The sequence below is a fragment of the Enterococcus sp. AZ191 genome (genome assembly GCF_051713845.1).
In the GTDB taxonomy this organism is placed as follows: Bacteria; Bacillota; Bacilli; order Lactobacillales; family Enterococcaceae; genus Enterococcus_B; species Enterococcus_B durans.
This window is the reverse complement of the sequence record NZ_JBIOQS010000001.1, coordinates 1,099,461-1,118,631: the sequence shown is the minus strand read 5'-3', so window position 1 is coordinate 1,118,631 and position 19,171 is coordinate 1,099,461. Positions and strand designations below refer to the sequence as shown.

Genomic DNA, 19,171 nt, shown 5'->3' with positions numbered 1-19,171 from the left:
AAACATTCATATCTATTGATTATTTTTGGCTGCCACTAGCATTTTTTCCAATGCTTCCTGCCAAGTAGGGATAACAAAACCTAATTCCTCTGCTTTTTTCAAACTCATGACAGAATATTGTGGGCGAACGGCTTTTTGCGGATATTCTTCTGAAGTGACTGGTGCCACTTCAACATTTTTTTCTTTTAAGATTTCTTTGGCGAATTCATACCATGAACAGCTATCTTCATTCGACAAGTGATAAATACCGTAAGGCGCTTGTTGTTCAATCACGTAGACCATGAATTCTGCAAGTGTTCTTGTCCATGTTGGTCGACCAAACTGATCATTGACGACCGTCAAGCGATCATGGGTTTCTGCCAAACGTTGCATCGTGAAGACAAAGTTATGACCATAAATACCGAATACCCAAGAAGTACGGATAATGTAGTAATCATCTAAAATATCTTGGACAGCTTGTTCTCCCAATAATTTTGTGCGGCCATATTCATTCAAAGGATTCGTTGCATCATCAACTTCATATTCTTTGTCTTTATTTTTGCCATCAAAGACATAGTCCGTGCTGATATACACTAATTTTGCCCCTGATGCTTTAGCTGCAAGCGCTACATTTTTTGTTCCATCCACATTGATTTTTTCATCTAATTCTTTGCCTTCTTCTTCGGCTTTATCTACCGCAGTATATGCTGCACAATGGAAAATGATTTCTGGTTTCAATTCAGTGATATAGGCCATTGTTTTTTCAGCATCTGTAATGTCTAATTCTTTCGCATCTGTCGATACATAAGATAGTCCTTTTTCATCTAATAAGTGGCGCAACTCTGTTCCAAGTTGTCCATTTCCTCCTGTTAATAAAATCATTGTTGTTCTCTCCTCTTTTTTCGTTTTAAAAAAGGGTCTGTAACAATTGTCACAGCTCCCCTTTTATAATTTGTGATACATAAGTAAATCAACATATTTTCACGTTACCAACAGCATCTTCTCAGATATCGACAGGGTACGTGTAGTGGATCTACTGTCCGTTTTTAGCATAAGCTGCTTCAACAGCTTCTTTTTCTTTTTTCCACCAGTCTTGATGGTCTTCATACCATTTGATAGTATCGGCTAACCCGTCACGGAAATTAGTGAATTCTGGTTTCCAACCAAGTTCTTCACGTAATTTTGTTGAATCAATCGCATAGCGAAGATCATGACCTGCGCGATCATTGACATGATCATAAGCATCTTTAGGTTGCCCCATCAATTCTAAAATCAATTCCATCACTGTTTTATTGTCTTCTTCACCATCTGCACCGATCAGATAAGTTTCGCCGATCTTTCCTTTAGTCAAGATCAACCACACAGCAGAAGAGTGATCGTTTGTATGGATCCAGTCACGAACATTTTTACCTTCGCCGTATAATTTTGGACGAATGCCACTTAAAACGTTGGTGATTTGTCGTGGAATAAATTTCTCAATATGCTGATATGGGCCATAATTATTTGAGCAATTTGAGATCGTTGCTTGTAAACCGAAAGAACGCACCCACGCTTTGACTAACAAATCTGAGCCAGCTTTCGTTGAAGAATACGGGCTTGATGGGTTATACGGTGTTTCAGCAGTGAATTTTTCGCCTACTCCTTCTCCATGCCCAGGTAAGTCTTCACGTAGTGGAAGATCTCCATAGACTTCGTCTGTTGAGACATGATGATAACGAACGTTGTATTTACGACAAGCTTCAAGTAATGTATACGTACCAATGATGTTCGTTTGAACAAATGGAAATGGATCTTTTAAAGAATTATCATTATGTGATTCTGCCGCATAGTGCACGACAGCATCTGCATTTTTTACTAATGAATCAACGATTGTCGCATCAGCAATATCTCCTACGACTAATTCTACACGATCACTAGGAAGTCCCGCCAGATTCTCTTTGTTTCCAGCATATGTCAACTTGTCTAAGACGGTTACATGGACTTCTGGATGATTATTTACCACATAGTGGACAAAGTTGGAACCGATAAAGCCGGCACCACCAGTAACAATGATATTTTTCATATGAATCTCACTCCTCGTCAAATGTTAGATTTCACCATAAACAAATGGATTTTCTGCTTCAAATTCTTTTAAGGTCGGATGATTGTGGTCTTTTTCAGACATGATTGCCTTTGAAAGATCGATTGGCCATTCAATTGCTAGATCCGGATCATCAAACGCGATGCCGCCATCTGCTTCAGCATTATAGTAGTTGTCACATTTATAAAGAAAGTTTACATTTGGTGTAAGTGTGACAAAGCCATGGGCGTATCCTTTTGGTACTAACAACTGACGATGATTATGTTCAGACAAGATGAATCCATCCCATTGACCATAGGTAGGACTTCCTTTTCTGATATCAACGACTACATCTAAAACAGCCCCCGACGTAACTCGGATCAGTTTTGTTTGCGCTGCTTCTCCTTTTTGGAAATGAAGGCCACGAAGAACGCCAGCTTCAGCTGATAGCGAATGATTGTCTTGGACGAAATCGAAGTCTAAGCCGTATTCAGCAAATTTTGCTTTTGAATAACTTTCTGTAAAAAAACCACGATGATCGCCAAAAACATCCATTTCGATGATTTTAACATCTGTTAATTTTGTATTAGTTACTTTCATTACTAAAGACTCCCTATTCAGAGGCCAATTTTAAAAGATATTGACCATATTGATTTTTTTTCAGTGGTTGAGCTAGCGTAGCTAGTTGTTCTTTATTGATATAGCCCATGCGGTAAGCTATTTCTTCTAAGCAAGCGACCTTTAGATTTTGTCGTTTTTCGATTGTTTCAATAAAGGTAGATGCTTCTAGCAATGATTCATGGGTCCCAGTATCAAGCCATGCATAGCCGCGTCCCATCAACTCTACAGAGAGATTGCCTTTTTCTAAATAAGCTTTGTTCACATCAGTGATTTCTAGTTCCCCACGTTCTGAAGGCTTGATATTTTTAGCAATCTCTATGACTTCATTATCGTAGAAATACAGACCTGTTACTGCATAATTTGATTTCGGTTTTTCCGGTTTTTCTTCGATTGATAAAGCATGCATATTTTCATCAAATTCAACGACACCAAAACGTTCTGGATCATTTACATGATAACCGAAAACTGTTGCGCCACTTTCTTTCGCTGCAGCCCGTTGCAACATTTTGGATAATCCACCGCCGTAGTAGATATTATCACCTAAGACAAGACACACACTATCGTTCCCGATAAATTCTTCTCCAATGATGAACGCCTGTGCTAAACCATCTGGACTTTCTTGTACTGCATATTCGATCTGAAGGCCTAATTCACTACCATTACCAAATAGATCCTTGAATCGTGGTGTATCTTGAGGTGTCGAAATGATTAAAATTTCTTTGATGCCTGCCAACATCAAAGTTGACATTGGATAATAAATCATTGGTTTATCATAAATTGGCATCAACTGTTTCGAAGTTGCTTTAGTCAAAGGATACAAGCGAGTCCCGCTTCCTCCTGCAAGAATGATTCCCTTCATGAATATAAGTTCTCCTTTTATTTGGAATTTTACTTTGTTATTATCTCATCAAACTATCTATTTGTCATGAAATTCTTGACAATTTATACATCTTTTTATCAACGTCCCAACCATTTTCTTTTGGCAAGGACCTTCAACAAATGGAGCCGCCAAGAAATTTTCTGACGAATCTTTGAATGAGTGTTGATTTCACTTACATTGAAATCATGCCTGCGATAAAGTGTCAACGGTTGTCGAATAAAGCCGACATGTTTTCCACCTAATAAACCGATCCACATATCATGCATCGGAACATCGATTGGAATAGGTAAGATGTCTTTTTTTAAAGAAGAGCGAAATGCCATACCAGCCCCAATATAGTGACTGCGGATCAAATTATTCAGCCAACCTTCTTTTGACTGTCGATACGCAAAATAAGAAGAGTAACGTTCATTCAATTCACTATCAACAATCACAAGATCAGAAACCACTACTAATTGTTCTGGATATGTTTCAAAATACGTTGCTATTTTATCGACTTTTCCTTCTAACCACACATCATCCTGATCTGCTAAAAAGATGACATCACCTTTCGTCTGTTCAATGGCATGACCAAAATTAGCAATAAGACCTTTTTTTGGTCCTTCAAAAATTTTGATCCGTGCATCTTTTTCAGCATATTCCGCTAGAATCGCTAATGTGCCATCTGTGGAACCGTCATCAGAAACAATCAACTCATCATTGGTTGACAGCTGTTTTAAAATACTGTCTAGTTGTTCTTTTAAATATTTTTCACCATTAAAAGTAGCCATACAAACTGAATGCACAAACTCACACCTTCCAATTTTCAGCAAAGGATCGCAAGGTCAATCGCCAGATTTTTCTGTTTTTGACTGTCAAAAACTGCTTTGCTGTACGCAGTAATAATTGTTTTCGATGTTTTCTTAGTAATCCCTGATCATAATTTTGGTAAAATAGAGTTTCCGCCTGTAAAATAGAGCGGTATCGATTCACGTTCACCTTGGTATAATCAAGCACGGAAAGATCATGTTCGATTTTCTGAGGTAAAACAGCTACTTTTTTCTTTCGCTGGTGTATTTTCCAAAATAACCAATGATCCAAAAAGTCGAGAGGAAAATCGACATTGAATCCTCCGATTTCTTTTAAAAAATCAATGGAAAAAGCTGCGCCAGAATTAATCGCCATCAATCGGTCGCTAACGAGTTGTGGTTTATCCACCATTTGGACTTGGCGATTCACATACTGATCTGCATAGACCGGTGAAATTTGACGTCCATGATCATAAACCATGGGGACAGCAGCTACTTGATCCTCTACCCAAATAATCTGCAATAACTCATCAAAGTACGACTCGCTTAATCGACTATCTTGATCCAATAGAACAAAGGAAGAATGCTCTTTTTTAGCATGCGCTAACGCATAATTGTAAGCTTTTGCGAGCCCTGGATTTTCCCCATCATGATAATACAAAACATTGTCTGTCTCAAAAAGCGGGTCTGTTTGTGGTTCACAGCTATTGTCATACACTACGAGTTGAATCTTTTTTTCAAAGACAGCTTTGGAAAAAAGATCATATGAAGGCAGGTGGGACAAACTTTGTTGATAAAGAACAACCACAACTAATAATTGATTTTTCATCAAAAAAAAGTCCACCCCCACTTATTGAAAAATTTCCCCATCGAAGTCAAAAATACGCGGAAAAGTTTAAAATTCCGATGGGCGCCTTTACCATATAAATGGATGATCGAATACTTTGGCGTATAAAGAAGTTTATACCCCGCCTTTTCGGCTTTTAAACAGAGATCATTATCTTCAAAGTACATAAAATAACGCTCATCAAAACCATTGATTTCTTTGAACTTTTTGACATCTATCACCATAAAACTCCCAGATATCATGCGAACATAGCTATTCGAGTCCTCAGGCAATTCCCGACATTCAAACGTTGCAAGTCGTTTGTCAAACATCTGTTTGACAAAGTGGAAAGGAATAAAACGTAAGATATAATCGAACACAGCCAATCGCTGACGAATCAAATACTGTGTCGTACCATCTTCGTTCAATATTTTAGGTGCGAGCATCGCACATTCTGGATGCTCTTTTAAAAGTTGAACTAATTCCACGATCGTTTGTTCTTCGACTAAAACGTCTGGATTAAAAATGACTGCATAAGGAGATTGGCTTGATAACAAGTTATGATTGTGACCATACCCAAATCCTTTATTTTCTGCATTGAAATAAATTTTGATATACGGATATTGCAGATACTCTTTTAATTTTTCTTGATAGTCTGGCATAGAGCAATTATCAAATATCAGAATTTCGATGTTTGGCTGATCCTCAAGACTTGCAATAAGCGTATCTAGGGTTTGAAAGATTTTTTGGCTATTTGCCGTCACAATACTGATTAAAATTGGCTGTTCGATTCTTTTTTCCATTTAGCGTCTATTCCATTTCTTCTTGTATTTCTGTATCACTTGTGTCCGATATTCTTTATTACCCAAAAAGCGCAAGGTCTTAAGAATATACTGATGATTCTCATTGATCAGACCAATCAATTCGAATAATAGAATCGCTGCAAAAAGCATAGAAATGATCAAAACGATGGTTCCTAGTTCTCCAGTGTAATTCATGATCATCGCTGTGAAGGAAAACATCAGTGCTATCGCATAAATCGTTAAAACCGCTCCTTTATGAGTAAAGCCTAAGCTCATCAAGCGATGATGTAAATGTTTTTTGTCCGCAGTAGAAAATGACACACGATTGGCTTTTCTTCTCACGATAGCAAAAAATGTATCTGTGACGGGTACTCCCATGACGATCAATAACGAAATAGAAGAAACAAACGTCACATTCTTTAATCCTTGTAAAGAAAGAACTGCCATCATAAAGCCTAAAAAAAGTGCCCCTGTATCTCCAAGATAAATCTTTGCAGGATAAAAATTATACGGCAGAAAACCAATGATACTTGCTACCAAACAAAAGATGACAATAGGTATATAAACCGTAGAAGCATGTAAAAAAAAGTACCCAATAATACCGATCGTGATCAATCCGATCAATGAGATCCCAGCTGCTAATCCATCTAGCCCATCAATCAGATTCACTGCATTTGTAATACCAAATATCCAGAATATGGTCACTGGAAAACTCAGCCAACCTAATTCGATATAACCGAAAAACGGTAGCGTAAACGAATCGATATGGATGTCTGCAACAAAATAGATAACCAAGGATGCCAATAATATCCCGACGCTTTTTTGTTTCGGTGTCAACTCAAATTTATCATCCAACACACCTGTTATGATAATGACTGAAGCAGCGAATAAAATAGGAAGGATATAAAATTTAGGAATAATATCACGAAAAAAGAATAGCGTCGATGCCACAAATGAAAGAAAAATAGGTAATCCTCCAGCAGAAGGCATTGGAACTTTATTGATGCGTCGTTCATTTGGTTTATCGACCATTCCTGTTTGTACTGAAATGATTTTAAATATAGGAGTTAATATTAAAGATAATAATATCGTTGAGAAAAATCTTATGACCATACTAAATGAAACAAGCATATCGGCACCTACTTTAATCTAAGAGTTCAAAAGTATTATAAAAACACTTCTATGCATTTGACAAGAAGAACTCTCATATCTAATTTTTTTTATGAGAAAATTTATTTTTCAAACGAGTGATCCATTTGTTAGTAGGGTCTCGTCGTTTTTTTACTTCTTTACCTGTTATGTATTCCTGCACAACAGCATTGATGATCCCCCCAAGTATGATGATGGTTGCTGCAAAATTCAACCACAACATCAGCACGATAAAACTTCCGATGATTTGATAGCCGCTGACTCGTGTTGCGAAATACTTTGCATAAATACCAAATACTTGTGAGAGCAACATCCAACCGACTGTTGCAAAAATCGTTCCTGGAATCACTGCCTTTAGCTTTAGTTGCGCATTAGGAACGATCAAATAAATCAAAAACATAATAACGAATAAAGCAACCAACGTAATTGGCCATTTCAATGTTTGGAATTGATCAATGAAGTTCACAGAAAATTTAAAAATAGGTTGGATTGCTTCTAAAATCAACTGTCCAAGACCTAAAACGATCGTCACTCCACTGATTGCAAACATAAACAAAAGGATCACTACAAGTGAAAAAAAACGGACGATCAAAAAGTTTTTTCTGTTTTCCACACCATACGCTTTGTTCATGGCAATTTGCAGTGCATTGATACTTTGACTCGCAGACCACAAAGCTGCCAGAGCAGACACTGACAAAAGTCCGCCCGAGCTTTGAGTTAGCAGGTTTTTAACTGCCGGACCGATAAACTGATAGATCGTCTCTGGAATCACTTCTCGTACATATGTCAAGACTGTTTCTTGGTCGATATGGAGAAATGGCAAGATATTCCCGAATGCAATAATCAGGGGAAACAATGATAGGAGTAAATAATACGCTACAACAACAGACGTAGTTCCCATCTCTGAATCAGTGATACGTTTTTGTGTTGTTTCAATAAACCGCATCAAGTTTTCATTCTGTTTAATTCTTACCAAAAGTTTCATAAAATTCTCCCATATCTATTCCTTTAGTTGATCAATAGGTACCTTCTTCACCTTGAGATGTCAAAATTCTTGGACCATCTTTTGTGATTGCTAAGGTATGTTCATATTGGCAAGACAGACCACCATCTCTTGTATACGCTGTCCAGCCATTAGGATCCATTTTCATTCTCCATGTTCCAGTATTTACCATTGGTTCGATCGTGATGACCATTCCTTCTTTCAAGCGTAACCCTTTGCCGGCTTCACCGTAATGAGGGACTGGTGGCTCTTCATGGATCGTAGGACCGACACCATGACCAATAAAATCTCGGACCACGGCTAAGTTTTCCCCTTCTACATATGTCTGGATAGCATGCCCGATATCGCCGATACGGTTGCCTACTTGTGCTTGTTCTATCCCTAAATAAAGTGCTTTTTTCGTTACTTCCATCAACCGATCGATTTCAGGTGTAGATTCGCCAACAACGTAAGACCAACATGAATCGGAAATTCCACCCTTTAAGTCGATACACATATCGACTTTTACTAGATCTCCGCTTTTTAGCGGTTTTTTACGTGGAAAACCATGACAAATCTCATCATTGATACTGATACATGTTGCATATTCGTATCCTTCAAAACCGATTTGTGCAGCAATTCCTCCATGGCTTTCGATATAATTACGAACAAATACTTCGATATCCCAACTTGTTATACCTGGTTTGATAAAATCTCGCAGATTTTTATGTACATCCGCTAGTAAGGCACCAGACTCTGCCATCGTTTCAATTTCTCGTGCTGATTTTAATGTAATCATACTTTCGTCTCCTTTTTACAAATCCTTTTTATTTTACCATAGTAGCTTGAATTTCGCCAAATCAGATTCTCTCAAATCGCTAAGTTCTGTTTTCTTTTACTTGATGTTTTGGTATACTTTATAAAAATGAACACTTCATTTCATTTATTAATCAGGAGGCACAACCCATGGCTTTAGCAAAAATTGTATATGCAAGTATGACTGGAAATACAGAAGAAATTGCGGATATCGTAGCAGAAGCTTTTGAAAATTTAGATATCGAAGTTGAGATCAACGAGTGTACCCAAGTGGATGCAGATGAGTTTGAAGATGCAGATATTTGTGTCATCGCCACTTATACATACGATGACGGAGATTTACCAGATGAGATCGTTGATCTATATGAAGACTTACAAGAATTAGACTTATCCGGAAAAATCTATGGTGTGTGCGGCTCAGGTGATACCTTTTATGATGAATTTTGTAAATCGGTAGACGACTTTGATGCAGCATTCGCCAAAACTGGTGCTGTCAAAGGTGCAGAGAATGTCAAAGTCGATCTGAACGCTGAAGAAGAAGACATCGAGAATCTTGAAGCTTTCGCAAAAACACTCGCAGCAAAAATATAAAAAGAACGCATCCTGTCGGAGAGAAGTGACAGGATGCGCTCTTTTTATCATTAGAAGCATTTAATCTCGGAAATCAACGGGTACGCTTGGCAAAGATTTTCAACGGCACAATGAATGGTTATCAATCCACTTCGATCGGTTCTTTCAAATTCAAAATAGCATCAATATTATCTTGGATGATTTTTTCAATCTGGTGATCTGTGGGGTGGATGATGTTCGAGGACATCAAGGCAGCAATACCTGTAGCAATAATCTACGTACCATTATGCAAGGATTCGATTTGTTCATCTGACAAGTACGCATATTGGGGGTCGTCCTTGACCATTTGTACAAAATAATTATAAGAGAAAGCCTGCATCTCCTTTCCCCCACCATATTCTTCTAAGTACAATGAACTATATAGTTTTTTCTCGCGATTAGCGAAATGAATATAGTTATAAGCTAAATCAATAATCGTATTCCCAGTATGTACTACAGGAAACACTTCATATTTTAAGTAATCATAGATTTGTACAAACAGTGCCCGTTTTAAGTCATCCATGTTTTTAAATTCAAGATAAATCGGTTGGGTGGAACAATTCATCTTATTTGCAATATTTCTAGCAGTAAATCTTGAAAAACCTTCTGTGGTAGCCACTTCATATGCAGCTGACAAAATCTGCTCCTTTGTAATCGTCTTTTTTCTTGCCATAATTTTTTAATCTCCTTGAAATTATTTATAACGCTTCCACCATTGATTGATTTTATTGTAACATGTTTTTTTTACTATACACAACTTGTTTTTGAATATTTATAAAAATACTCAAATCAAAGCAATTATCAAGAAAAAAAGCACTATTTTTTTATCCAAGAAATTAACATTTACATGTTTATGCAAATTGTATATACTTTTATTAAGTGTTATCATACAAATAGTTATCCGATAAATAATGAGGAGGAAAAAAACTATGTTAGCAAATTTTAATGAAAATCTTGAAAAATACGCACGCTTGATCGTTGAAACTGGAGTCAGCGTAAAAAAGGACCATACCGTTGTCCTACAAATCAACGTTGATCAGGCTCCTCTAGCACGTTTGATCACAAAAGAAGCCTATCAATCAGGTGCAGCTGAAGTCATCGTTCAATGGACAGACGATGTCATCCAAAAAGAATTTCTTTCTCATGCAGCAAATGATCGTCTCGAACAAATCCCTCAATATAAAATTGATCAAACAGACGATTGGGTAGCTAAAGGTGCAAGTCGAATCAGTGTCGTTTCATCTGATCCTGAAGCATTTGCCGGAATCGATAGCGATCGTGTAGCCACATTTCAAGCTGCCTCTGGCAAAGCCTTGATGAATCTTCGAAAAGCGACACAAGCAAATAAAGTAAGTTGGACAGTTGTTGCAGCAGCAGGCAAACAATGGGCTGCAAAAGTCTTCCCTGATCTACCTGAAGAAGAACAGGTCGATGCTTTATGGGATCAGATCTTTAAAACTACTCGTGTTTATGAAGAAGATCCAATATTAGCTTGGGAAAAGCATGATGAAACATTAGCGCAAAAAGCTGCAGAGCTAAATAAAGAACAGTTTTCTGCTTTACACTATACTGCCCCAGGTACAGACATCATTATAGGATTGCCAAAAAATCATCTTTGGGAAGGCGCTGGAAGCTATAACGCCCGCGGCGAAAAATTCATGGCAAATATGCCAACGGAGGAAGTCTTTACTGCCCCAGATTACCGACGAATCAATGGGTATATTTCTAGTACTAAACCACTAAGTTATGCTGGGACTACTATTTCTGGAATGACATTCACATTTAAAGATGGAAAAGTCATCGATTTTTCTGCAGAACAAGGTCAAGATGTATTAGCTAAATTATTGGATACAGATGAAGGCGCTCGTTCGTTAGGAGAAGTAGCACTTGTACCTGATCCCTCTCCTATCTCTCAATCAGGTATCATCTTCTATAACACACTGTTTGATGAAAATGCGTCCAATCATTTAGCACTCGGCGCCGCTTATGCATTCAGTGTAGAGGGCGGAACAGAAATGACCGATGAGGAACTAGCAGAAGCTGGCTTGAATCGAAGTCAAACTCATGTGGATTTCATGGTAGGATCCGATAAAATGAATATTGACGGCATTCGTGAAGATGGCTCAACTGTTCCCGTTTTCCGAAATGGTAATTGGGCATGATCAGTTAGCTCCCTTCTTCATAAAAGAATAAAATCAGATTTTTTTACTGATTAATTATCCTAAAAACTAGCAACTATCACTGACTAGGAGAAATTTTCTTGGCTAGTGGTGATTGCTAGTTTATTTTTTTCTGACTATCTGCACGTCTTATCCATATCCATGAGAAAATTTCTTTTGAATGACATTGATGCTAGCAATATTTGAAAGACAGCCTAAGACCTACTAAGTTACGAATACATTCTTTGATGTATTGATTTTTCTACAATTGAAAGTGCTCGAAAAATCATGAAAACAACTTTATAAAAAATGAGAAAAAAGCGATTTGTCACCTTCTCTAAAGAAAGGTAAAATAACTTATTACTATTCCTAAGCGCAACAAGTTTTTTCATGAAACCAAAAAAAGCCGTACTCGAACTGGCATACGGCAGACTGTTCTTGTTATACAGATTATTTACAAAAAAATCCAACCTAGAAAAGAGGAATTAGAAATGAGAAACTCGTATTTTGATGGCGAATTGGTGACATATATCGGCACATCGATCCTAGCTACCTTGATTACCGTGTGTACTTTCGGAATCTGTGCACCGTGGGGAATTTGCTTGCTGTATAATTGGAAGATCAAACACACAGTGATCAATGGAAAAAGACTGTATTTCGATGGTACAGCAATGCAATTATTTGGAAATTGGATCAAGTGGTTATTACTGACATTTATCACGCTAGGAATTTACGGTTTTTGGTTAAACATCAAATTGGAACAATGGCGAGTGAAGCATACGCATGTAGCAGGTTGATATTTTATGGTTGATTTTTATCTACCAAGTACAGTTTATGTATCGAGGTGTCTCGTTTGCTTCCTCTATGAGAAGTGGTGACTCAAGATAAAACATCGATATTGTTCACTACTTTATATGAAATGATAACTAGTTTGGCATTTTTTGCATAAGCACAAAGCAAACGAGAATGGGACAAAAGTAAGAAACACTTTTGTCTTATTCTCTAAAAACGAATAAACGGTGGGAGCAGAAGCAACTCCTTCTTAAATAAGCCGAGATTCACAAAAATTTGAAAAGCAATTTTCGTGAATTTCGGCTTATTTCTCGGAGTTAAACACTTCTGTCCCAACCTCTTATTTATACGTTCCTGACTAACTATTACACGTCTTCTGTTGTGTTTGTTATTATAAGAAATGTTATCATAATAGGATTCCTTTTTGTTTGTGTTTTATTAAATTCGATTTTTTTTGGCACATAATTTGGCACAAGTACTTGTTCAACTATTTATTTAGTATAATAAATTCCACCTTTACAAAAAGAACGTTTGTTCGTATACTCTTTTCGAGGTGATCTTTTATGCTGATGGAAGGAAAAACACAATTATGGTTTAAATTTGATCCTTTGAATAGATTTATCAAAGATTTTTATAAGGTGTGGGATTCAGAAGTTTTCTTTTTAGCAATCGAAGACAGTTTATTAATCAATCTCTACTATTCTAATAAAAACTACTTTAAAATCCCTGCTGCGAAAACTAGAATGAAGAAAGACGTATATTTTTTGTTTGATGTCGTGACTGACGTGCCAGACGCACGGAGCGATCATCGGCGCTATGACTATGTAAAGTATACTTTTGTTGATCCTGAAAAATATACTGATATGTTTACTACACTAAATAAAACTATGTATGCCCCCTCAGAAAGTGAGAGGGCTATTTTTTATAACGTCAAGTAGAGCAGCTGGTTGGAGAACGAAAAAAAGACCTGGGTCGACACTAACCAGCTAAGATAAAGTTAAGCCAATAAAAAAAGGCCCCTGACTTGAGGGGCAATAAAACCACTTAACTTTCCGTTTGGGATATCCCCAGACCACTGTTAAATGTCAAAAGTCCATGACTAGATGGACAACATACTTTAGATTTTATCAATTAGTGTTTTAAACGTCAACACCCTTTTATATTTTTATTATATATTAATTAATGTTTTTAGTCTATTTTTTACTCTTCTCATATCATCATCATCTATTTTACCAATTACTTTTTCTAATCTTATGCTAGCAATACTTCTAATTTGTTCCGTTTTAATACAAGAATCCCAAGTCAAAAAATCATATTTTTCTTTTTTTAATATATAGTGTGTATACAAAGGTCGAGTGTTTTTAGTTAGAGGAATAATCACGACATGACCATTATTACTATATCTATCATCGGATACTACTAGCACAGGTCTTCTTTTGCAAATTTCATATCCAATATTTTCACCAAGTTCACACATAACAATTTCACCTTGTTTAAACGGGCGATTTCTTTTGTCTTTTTCCATTTTTATCCAATCATTTGCTAGAATTTCTTTAGATATTACCCAATTATCCAATGCTTGTTTCTTTTTTTGACTTTCTAATTCATTCATTTTTCTCACTCCGCAATTTCTTATATGGAAATATTTTTAGTCCTTTTCCTTCAAAATCTGGAAACCCAAATATTTTTTCTTTGATACAAGCAAAATCAGCATCTTCTATCTCTGTTCTTACAAATCTGTGTATTCTATATGACAGGATATCAGAAATCTCGAGAGGCCAGTACGATTGCATGCCATCAATAGTTCTCTTCGGATTGAAGTACACACCACATATACATGAAAAGTTATCTTCATTATTATACTCATTACCTGATTTTAATAATGTTTTTAACTTACTTAACACTAAACAATCTTCTTTGTATCCTCTAGATTCTAGCAAAACGATTCCTTTTTTATTCTGCCTTCTTAAATCAAAGCAAAATCTTTCTATAATGAATTCGACGCCTAATTCATATACAGGATACGGTTGAAAATATCTATTATTGTGTTCAAATTTATCAATAGTAGCAGAATAAATCTTTACTGGTAATTCTGATAAAAAAACATTAAAATCACTTTTAAAATCATCATAATTGATTATTTTCGGATTAAATGGTCCTTGTTTTTTTCGTATTTCTTTAGAATGAAAAACTACTCGTTTTCCTTGAAATAGTCCATCTGTCCAATATTTGTTTTTTATATACATTAATTGGTCCCTGATTAAATTATAATGTTCAGTATCAATATGCACTCCTGATATAGTGAACAATTTATTGTTCTCATTAAATAGATGTGCATTTTTTAAAGTAGAATTTCCATTTTCGTCAATAGAAAAAATACAATCAACACCTTTTAAAGTGTCTAACTTACAAGGGTACTCATTCCAATCCACTATATTACTCCTTTAACACTAGATAGTATAATTAAATTAAACCAAATCTATAATGTTAATACAAGCGTTTTTAACATAAAATAGAATCGCTCTAATAGTTCCGAGGGCTCTTAATAAAGCAAGAATATATGTTTTGCTCATAATTTAGTTGCAATGAATGATAACTTGTCTTTTAATCAAGCTTGCTAACCCACTCGCTTTCAGTCTCGCATAAATCATGTTAAGATTATCGAAATCATTTCATAACACTAGGAATTGTTTATCCTCCACATTTAGTATCAATCAAAAACAATGTTCAACTATTTCAATTTATTTATGTACTGCCCCTCAACGAGGAGCTATTTTTATAGCGTCAAATAAATATCAGAAATACGCACATCATTTACTGCACCTTCTCCATTCGTTTGATTGCATCGACGTAAGATGATATCGATTTTCTTGCCTTTTAACCAATCTGTGTCGAACGTCACATCGAATCCTAAAGCATCGCCACCCTGATAGCCGTATGCCTTCTTCACATCTGGCCGAGCGATTCCTTTAGACTGGTAGCGAGTTAATTCTTTGTTTGTTCCATGCTCCATAATCAAAATGAAGGCATATTTGCCGATCGGCCCTTATGGTTTATCTGGAACTAACCAAGCAGCCAAGCGAGCTTTGTCTTTACTTACTTCATTGAACTTGTCTAATTTAGCCCATGCATTTCCTTGGTGAACAGCTTTACTATCTGCTACTGCTTTATCATGATCAGACGGTGTTTGTGGTTTTGATACTGTATTTGTAGAAGAAGTATCTCCACTCAGAGATTCGCTTGTAATGGCTTCAACTATCCCTTTCGCAATCGCATCAAGATTTTTTGTTAGCTCATCAATATCCCGCTTGTTCGTAATGAATCCTAATTCGACCAATCGATAAGAAATACCTCGATTCGCAAAAACATTGCAATTTAATAGGTTTGACCTTCCCACAACGCCAGTGGGTTTCGATGATCCCCACAATCCAACATATTTCTCAATCACTTTTGCAATCGCGAGATCATTACTATCCGCTTTAAATCGAGCGTTGATAATCACATGGCCATTTTCAGCGTTAGGATTTTCTGATCCATCCAAGTGAAGCTCCGTCACAGAATCATACCCATTTACGTCATACGCTCCACCTCCAGCTTTTGTTTGTTGAAACATATCTAGTGATTCATTGTAAAAGTCGATTTGATGCCTTTTCAACTTAGAAGCCCATGCTTTCAATTTTTGACCTAAAATATTTCTGGTAAACGTTGCTTCTTGATAGCCATTCCCCATTGCTCCAGGATCACCTTGTCCGTGTCCAAAAACTACTAAGTGTTTACTCATTTTCATCGTCTCCTCGTAAATGATTTGTTGGGAAATATTTTTCTTTTTTAACTTCAATTTCATCTTCTAGCCACTTAATTAGCCACATTGGAAATTTATCTTCCCAACCTAAAACAGCTATATTTGCCATCAAACTATAGAAATTATGGTAAATAAAAGCGAAGGTAAACAAACAAAAAATAATGGAGCCAGTACCTAACAAATAATCAAATCCATAGGCAATCATGCAAATCACCAAGATTATAAAATCTCGAATAGCTGAATCGATCAGAGTCGTACTATTTTTCTTTTTACTTGTCGATAGTTTGGCTAAACTAGAACCCACAGCCCATTCCATAAGAAAAACTGCTAATAATATTCCAATAACAACCGCATGCTCAATACCTAATTTCTTTGATGTAATCCAATCAGGAAACACAAAAGAAATTCCTCCACCAATTGCACCGAATACCCAACTACCGTCATGACTCATTTTTAAAAGTTGATTTTTCAACAGTTCTATCATTGTATTCACTTATTTTCTTCCTTTCATAAAAATAAAAAGCGCACTCATTTGAGCACGCTACTAAATGATTTTATTTTCTTCAATCTAACCAATATGAAAATGTATCCAAATAACAATATTTAACATCTTTGCCACTGTCATTTCCTACGTATAGATTTCCTGCGCTAGTGACAGCTATTCTGCATGAAGTACTCAATGAATTAGTTGCCCCTAAGCCCATTTTAGTATCAGAAGGGGTGAGTTCATCTGGCAATGTAGAAATAATATGTTGTTGTGTTTGACTAGGCAATGTATTACTTGTTGTGGTTACCGCACCTCTAAATGATAGTTTTTTATGACCATCTATTGTGTCAATTCGATACTTAGGACTAGTTCCGTCTCCTCCTTGATAACCTTCTGTTAGTGATAAATCTTGCCATTCCCCTAGAACATAAGTATTATTTTTCATCCAAACAACATTCGCCGTCACTACTCTTAAGTCATCAATTAGCATTGCAATATTATTAGTATTTGTTTCCACCTCTGTTTCCTTAGCAAAATTTGCTTCTATATATTCAGAAGTCAAATCCCAGACAAAGTCATTTGGATTGTCACTATCCTTAATTCCTGTACCAAAATATTTGTACATTCTTTCTCCCGTTACTTGTTTTGATAGATAAAAAGGCGCAATTAATAGATTGGGCTGGTATGGTGTAGCTGATTCACCTTCTTCAATTTTAAGTTCATTTTTAATTTTGATAGTACCTGTAAAGCCATTTAATAGTAATTGTAACCAGGCACTCGTTATCTCAGAAGGATCGAACGATACTTCATGTTGATTTGCCATTGTTTCTACTTCTACCCACTCATTTAATGGTAAATCACTTAACTTTATATGCAAATAAGAAAGAGAATCACTTTGTTTATTTAAGCGGTAAAGCAAATAGTTATTTGATGAAGCTGGATTATCTAAAAACACTTTGGTACTCATCGTGTATTTTTTATTCGGCGACAAAATTGGTACTTCTGTTTGTACATAAGCATTAGGATTTGTAGTGCTATCGGAAAGCGTGAATGTCGTCACATTTTCTTCACTACCTTTTGTTACTCCCGTCCCAACAATCCAGTTATTTGAGTCAATATTTCTAAATAAATTGGGATTTCCACTATAATCATAGTCCCCGAAGTCGACGCTGTTAGAGTACATGACAGATAAATTACTTAGTTTTTTTATCGCTTCTTTAAGATCATCTAATTTCTCTTGTAACAATGTACTCTCAGTTTTTAGGTTAGTTAATTGTGTTTCCAGACCTTCAGCACGTACTTCAATTTGATTTATAAATGTATCGAAAGTTTCATTGTACTCTTGAATAAGCCTCTCTAATTGAGAAATATATTCACCAGCTTGACCTTGAGAAATATCAGATACTCCTAATGAAAAAAAGATGATATCTTGTGTAGTTAGAACTTGATCATCTTTTCTGTACTCTACGTAACAGTGTTTGTAATATCCTTCTTCACTCATAAATGTACCATCAAGAGAAAAAATGACTTCATCATCAGTTACACTAATAGCAACACTATCTACATAGCGGTTAGATGGGGTCGTTCCTTTTAAAGTAAAAGTTGCATCACTTGTATCCATCTGTAAACCGTTTAAAAATGGTTTAACAGACACAATAATTCCTTTATCACCTTGACGAGCCATAATTGCTTTGGTGTAGTTTAACTCTTTGCTAAAGTCTAATGCTAGTTTGTACAAGCTGTTCATTTTTCCTGTACGCCCCTTAATTTCATCGTACGCCATTTCTAAACACTCTTGTATGTTTGTCCCTTTTTGCATGGAAAGAATAATTAACGTGACGATTACGTCTCCTATACTATCTTTAAATAGCTCATCATTACTTCTTGCCATGGCCGAAGCGATTTCCCCGAACTCCTCAGCTACTTTTAAAAATTGCGCTTTTGGATCTGCTTGATCCAATCCCTTATCTTTTGCCCACTGTTCTACTTTTGTGATTAGTTCGTTCATTATTTCTCCTCCAAATATTTAAATTGACGACCTTTAGAATCAACCTTTAAATTCTTAGCTCTCTCCCAAATAATATTTTTTCTTAGTCCAGTGATTTCAGATAACTGTTCAGCGGTACCTGTAACTAGGATTTTATTCCCATACAAAATTGCAATTTTTTTAGGCTTTTTTCTTTTAGTTTTTTCAGTCCACAGTACTTTACCCAGTTTTTGTACTTCTGCGACTATTGCTTCGTCTTCTTTCCAAGATTCTGACTTTGTTAATTCAACAATTCGTTTCATTGTTTCTTTTTTATCTATACTCATTGTTTTTGACACTACTTATATTGCCCCCTTCTTTTTGAATTCGTTTCTAACACTATTATTATGCGTTTTAAGAAGTTTTATCAAACCAGGCATATAAATATATATC

Annotated in this window: 17 protein-coding genes and 5 pseudogenes; 4 read left to right on the top strand and 18 right to left on the bottom strand. The window is 36.0% G+C overall.

Translation table 11 applies throughout. The features are described 5' to 3' along the window. Window positions 1-12: 12 nt before the first annotated feature. The 10 genes from rfbD to map form a co-directional block, all read right to left on the bottom strand. Window positions 13-861 (bottom strand): dTDP-4-dehydrorhamnose reductase, encoded by an 849-nt coding sequence (gene rfbD, locus IGI47_RS05405; protein ID WP_311931508.1) that lies wholly within the window; start codon window positions 859-861, stop codon window positions 13-15. 151 nt (window positions 862-1,012) lie between these two features. After that, entirely contained in the window at window positions 1,013-2,041 is a 1,029-nt protein-coding gene (gene rfbB / locus IGI47_RS05400; RefSeq protein ID WP_053108853.1) for a dTDP-glucose 4,6-dehydratase, read from the bottom strand. Window positions 2,042-2,065: 24 nt separating this feature from the next. Next, window positions 2,066-2,638, bottom strand: a complete 573-nt coding sequence (gene rfbC, locus IGI47_RS05395; RefSeq protein WP_005880979.1) for a dTDP-4-dehydrorhamnose 3,5-epimerase — start codon at window positions 2,636-2,638, stop codon at window positions 2,066-2,068. A gap of 13 nt (window positions 2,639-2,651) precedes the next feature. Beyond that, complete coding sequence (gene rfbA, locus IGI47_RS05390; RefSeq protein ID WP_053108848.1) at window positions 2,652-3,518, bottom strand: glucose-1-phosphate thymidylyltransferase RfbA; 867 nt, start codon at window positions 3,516-3,518, stop codon at window positions 2,652-2,654. Between the two features lie 98 nt (window positions 3,519-3,616). Then, window positions 3,617-4,324, bottom strand: coding sequence for a glycosyltransferase family 2 protein (locus IGI47_RS05385; protein ID WP_438783565.1), 708 nt, complete (start codon window positions 4,322-4,324; stop codon window positions 3,617-3,619). 4 nt (window positions 4,325-4,328) lie between these two features. Beyond that, window positions 4,329-5,156: a glycosyltransferase gene (locus IGI47_RS05380; protein ID WP_438783564.1), complete on the bottom strand. Its 828-nt coding sequence runs from the start codon at window positions 5,154-5,156 to the stop codon at window positions 4,329-4,331. Next, a complete protein-coding gene (locus IGI47_RS05375; RefSeq protein ID WP_081133876.1) occupies window positions 5,156-5,956 on the bottom strand; it encodes a glycosyltransferase family 2 protein in 801 nt (266 codons plus the stop codon). Before IGI47_RS05375 ends, IGI47_RS05380 begins: the two co-directional genes overlap by 1 nt. Next, the gene (locus IGI47_RS05370; protein ID WP_311931504.1) at window positions 5,957-7,087 is read right to left on the bottom strand and encodes a glycosyltransferase family 4 protein; all 1,131 of its coding nucleotides are present in this window, start codon (window positions 7,085-7,087) and stop codon (window positions 5,957-5,959) included. A gap of 79 nt (window positions 7,088-7,166) precedes the next feature. Then, the gene (locus IGI47_RS05365; protein WP_438783563.1) at window positions 7,167-8,090 is read right to left on the bottom strand and encodes a YihY/virulence factor BrkB family protein; all 924 of its coding nucleotides are present in this window, start codon (window positions 8,088-8,090) and stop codon (window positions 7,167-7,169) included. Window positions 8,091-8,121: 31 nt separating this feature from the next. Continuing rightward, window positions 8,122-8,886: a type I methionyl aminopeptidase gene (gene map / locus IGI47_RS05360; protein WP_005880991.1), complete on the bottom strand. Its 765-nt coding sequence runs from the start codon at window positions 8,884-8,886 to the stop codon at window positions 8,122-8,124. Window positions 8,887-9,053: 167 nt separating this feature from the next. Here map and IGI47_RS05355 point away from each other — a divergent pair, with 167 nt between their 5' ends. After that, a complete protein-coding gene (locus IGI47_RS05355; RefSeq protein ID WP_311931502.1) occupies window positions 9,054-9,494 on the top strand; it encodes a flavodoxin in 441 nt (146 codons plus the stop codon). A gap of 121 nt (window positions 9,495-9,615) precedes the next feature. Here IGI47_RS05355 and IGI47_RS05350 read toward each other — a convergent pair. Next, window positions 9,616-10,185 (bottom strand): annotated as a pseudogene (locus IGI47_RS05350) (TetR/AcrR family transcriptional regulator). Between the two features lie 256 nt (window positions 10,186-10,441). Between IGI47_RS05350 and IGI47_RS05345 the strand changes: the two are divergent. The 3 genes and pseudogenes from IGI47_RS05345 to IGI47_RS05335 all read left to right on the top strand — a co-directional run. After that, entirely contained in the window at window positions 10,442-11,674 is a 1,233-nt protein-coding gene (locus IGI47_RS05345) for an aminopeptidase (RefSeq protein ID WP_005880997.1), read from the top strand. A 488-nt stretch (window positions 11,675-12,162) separates the two neighbouring features. Further along, window positions 12,163-12,468 (top strand): DUF898 family protein, encoded by a 306-nt coding sequence (locus tag IGI47_RS05340; protein WP_438783562.1) that lies wholly within the window; start codon window positions 12,163-12,165, stop codon window positions 12,466-12,468. 558 nt (window positions 12,469-13,026) lie between these two features. Then, a pseudogene (locus IGI47_RS05335) lies at window positions 13,027-13,326 on the top strand (DUF5960 family protein); the annotation flags it as partial. Between the two features lie 305 nt (window positions 13,327-13,631). Here the strand turns inward: IGI47_RS05335 and IGI47_RS05330 are convergent. The 7 genes and pseudogenes from IGI47_RS05330 to IGI47_RS05300 form a co-directional block, all read right to left on the bottom strand. After that, window positions 13,632-14,075, bottom strand: coding sequence for a type II toxin-antitoxin system PemK/MazF family toxin (locus IGI47_RS05330; RefSeq protein WP_438783561.1), 444 nt, complete (start codon window positions 14,073-14,075; stop codon window positions 13,632-13,634). Continuing rightward, window positions 14,068-14,895, bottom strand: a complete 828-nt coding sequence (locus tag IGI47_RS05325) for a hypothetical protein (RefSeq protein ID WP_438783560.1) — start codon at window positions 14,893-14,895, stop codon at window positions 14,068-14,070. Before IGI47_RS05325 ends, IGI47_RS05330 begins: the two co-directional genes overlap by 8 nt. 344 nt (window positions 14,896-15,239) lie before the next feature. Continuing rightward, window positions 15,240-16,244: pseudogene (locus tag IGI47_RS05320) on the bottom strand (N-acetylmuramoyl-L-alanine amidase). After that, on the bottom strand, window positions 16,237-16,749 hold the full coding sequence (locus IGI47_RS05315; RefSeq protein ID WP_438784448.1) for a phage holin family protein: 513 nt from the start codon (window positions 16,747-16,749) through the stop codon (window positions 16,237-16,239). Before IGI47_RS05315 ends, IGI47_RS05320 begins: the two are co-directional and overlap by 8 nt. Before the next feature lie 625 nt (window positions 16,750-17,374). Then, window positions 17,375-18,499: pseudogene (locus IGI47_RS05310) on the bottom strand (hypothetical protein); the annotation flags it as partial. Beyond that, window positions 18,497-18,760: pseudogene (locus tag IGI47_RS05305) on the bottom strand (MazG-like family protein); the annotation flags it as partial. The pseudogenes IGI47_RS05305 and IGI47_RS05310, both read right to left, overlap by 3 nt. Next, complete coding sequence (locus IGI47_RS05300) at window positions 18,760-19,059, bottom strand: hypothetical protein (RefSeq protein WP_438784447.1); 300 nt, start codon at window positions 19,057-19,059, stop codon at window positions 18,760-18,762. The pseudogene IGI47_RS05305 and the gene IGI47_RS05300, both read right to left, overlap by 1 nt. Window positions 19,060-19,171 lie beyond the last annotated feature (112 nt).

Excerpts from the sequence above, each read along its gene's own strand:
- rfbD (WP_311931508.1), bottom strand. The coding sequence starts at position 861 with ATGATTTTATTAACAGGAGGAAATGGACAACTTGGAACAGAGTTGCGC.
- rfbB (WP_053108853.1), bottom strand. The coding sequence starts at position 2,041 with ATGAAAAATATCATTGTTACTGGTGGTGCCGGCTTTATCGGTTCCAAC.
- rfbC (WP_005880979.1), bottom strand. The coding sequence starts at position 2,638 with ATGAAAGTAACTAATACAAAATTAACAGATGTTAAAATCATCGAAATG.
- rfbA (WP_053108848.1), bottom strand. The coding sequence starts at position 3,518 with ATGAAGGGAATCATTCTTGCAGGAGGAAGCGGGACTCGCTTGTATCCT.
- IGI47_RS05380 (WP_438783564.1), bottom strand. The coding sequence starts at position 5,156 with ATGAAAAATCAATTATTAGTTGTGGTTGTTCTTTATCAACAAAGTTTG.
- IGI47_RS05375 (WP_081133876.1), bottom strand. The coding sequence starts at position 5,956 with ATGGAAAAAAGAATCGAACAGCCAATTTTAATCAGTATTGTGACGGCA.
- IGI47_RS05370 (WP_311931504.1), bottom strand. The coding sequence starts at position 7,087 with ATGCTTGTTTCATTTAGTATGGTCATAAGATTTTTCTCAACGATATTA.
- IGI47_RS05365 (WP_438783563.1), bottom strand. The coding sequence starts at position 8,090 with ATGAAACTTTTGGTAAGAATTAAACAGAATGAAAACTTGATGCGGTTT.
- map (WP_005880991.1), bottom strand. The coding sequence starts at position 8,886 with ATGATTACATTAAAATCAGCACGAGAAATTGAAACGATGGCAGAGTCT.
- IGI47_RS05355 (WP_311931502.1), top strand. The coding sequence starts at position 9,054 with ATGGCTTTAGCAAAAATTGTATATGCAAGTATGACTGGAAATACAGAA.
- IGI47_RS05345 (WP_005880997.1), top strand. The coding sequence starts at position 10,442 with ATGTTAGCAAATTTTAATGAAAATCTTGAAAAATACGCACGCTTGATC.
- IGI47_RS05340 (WP_438783562.1), top strand. The coding sequence starts at position 12,163 with ATGAGAAACTCGTATTTTGATGGCGAATTGGTGACATATATCGGCACA.
- IGI47_RS05330 (WP_438783561.1), bottom strand. The coding sequence starts at position 14,075 with ATGAATGAATTAGAAAGTCAAAAAAAGAAACAAGCATTGGATAATTGG.
- IGI47_RS05315 (WP_438784448.1), bottom strand. The coding sequence starts at position 16,749 with ATGATAGAACTGTTGAAAAATCAACTTTTAAAAATGAGTCATGACGGT.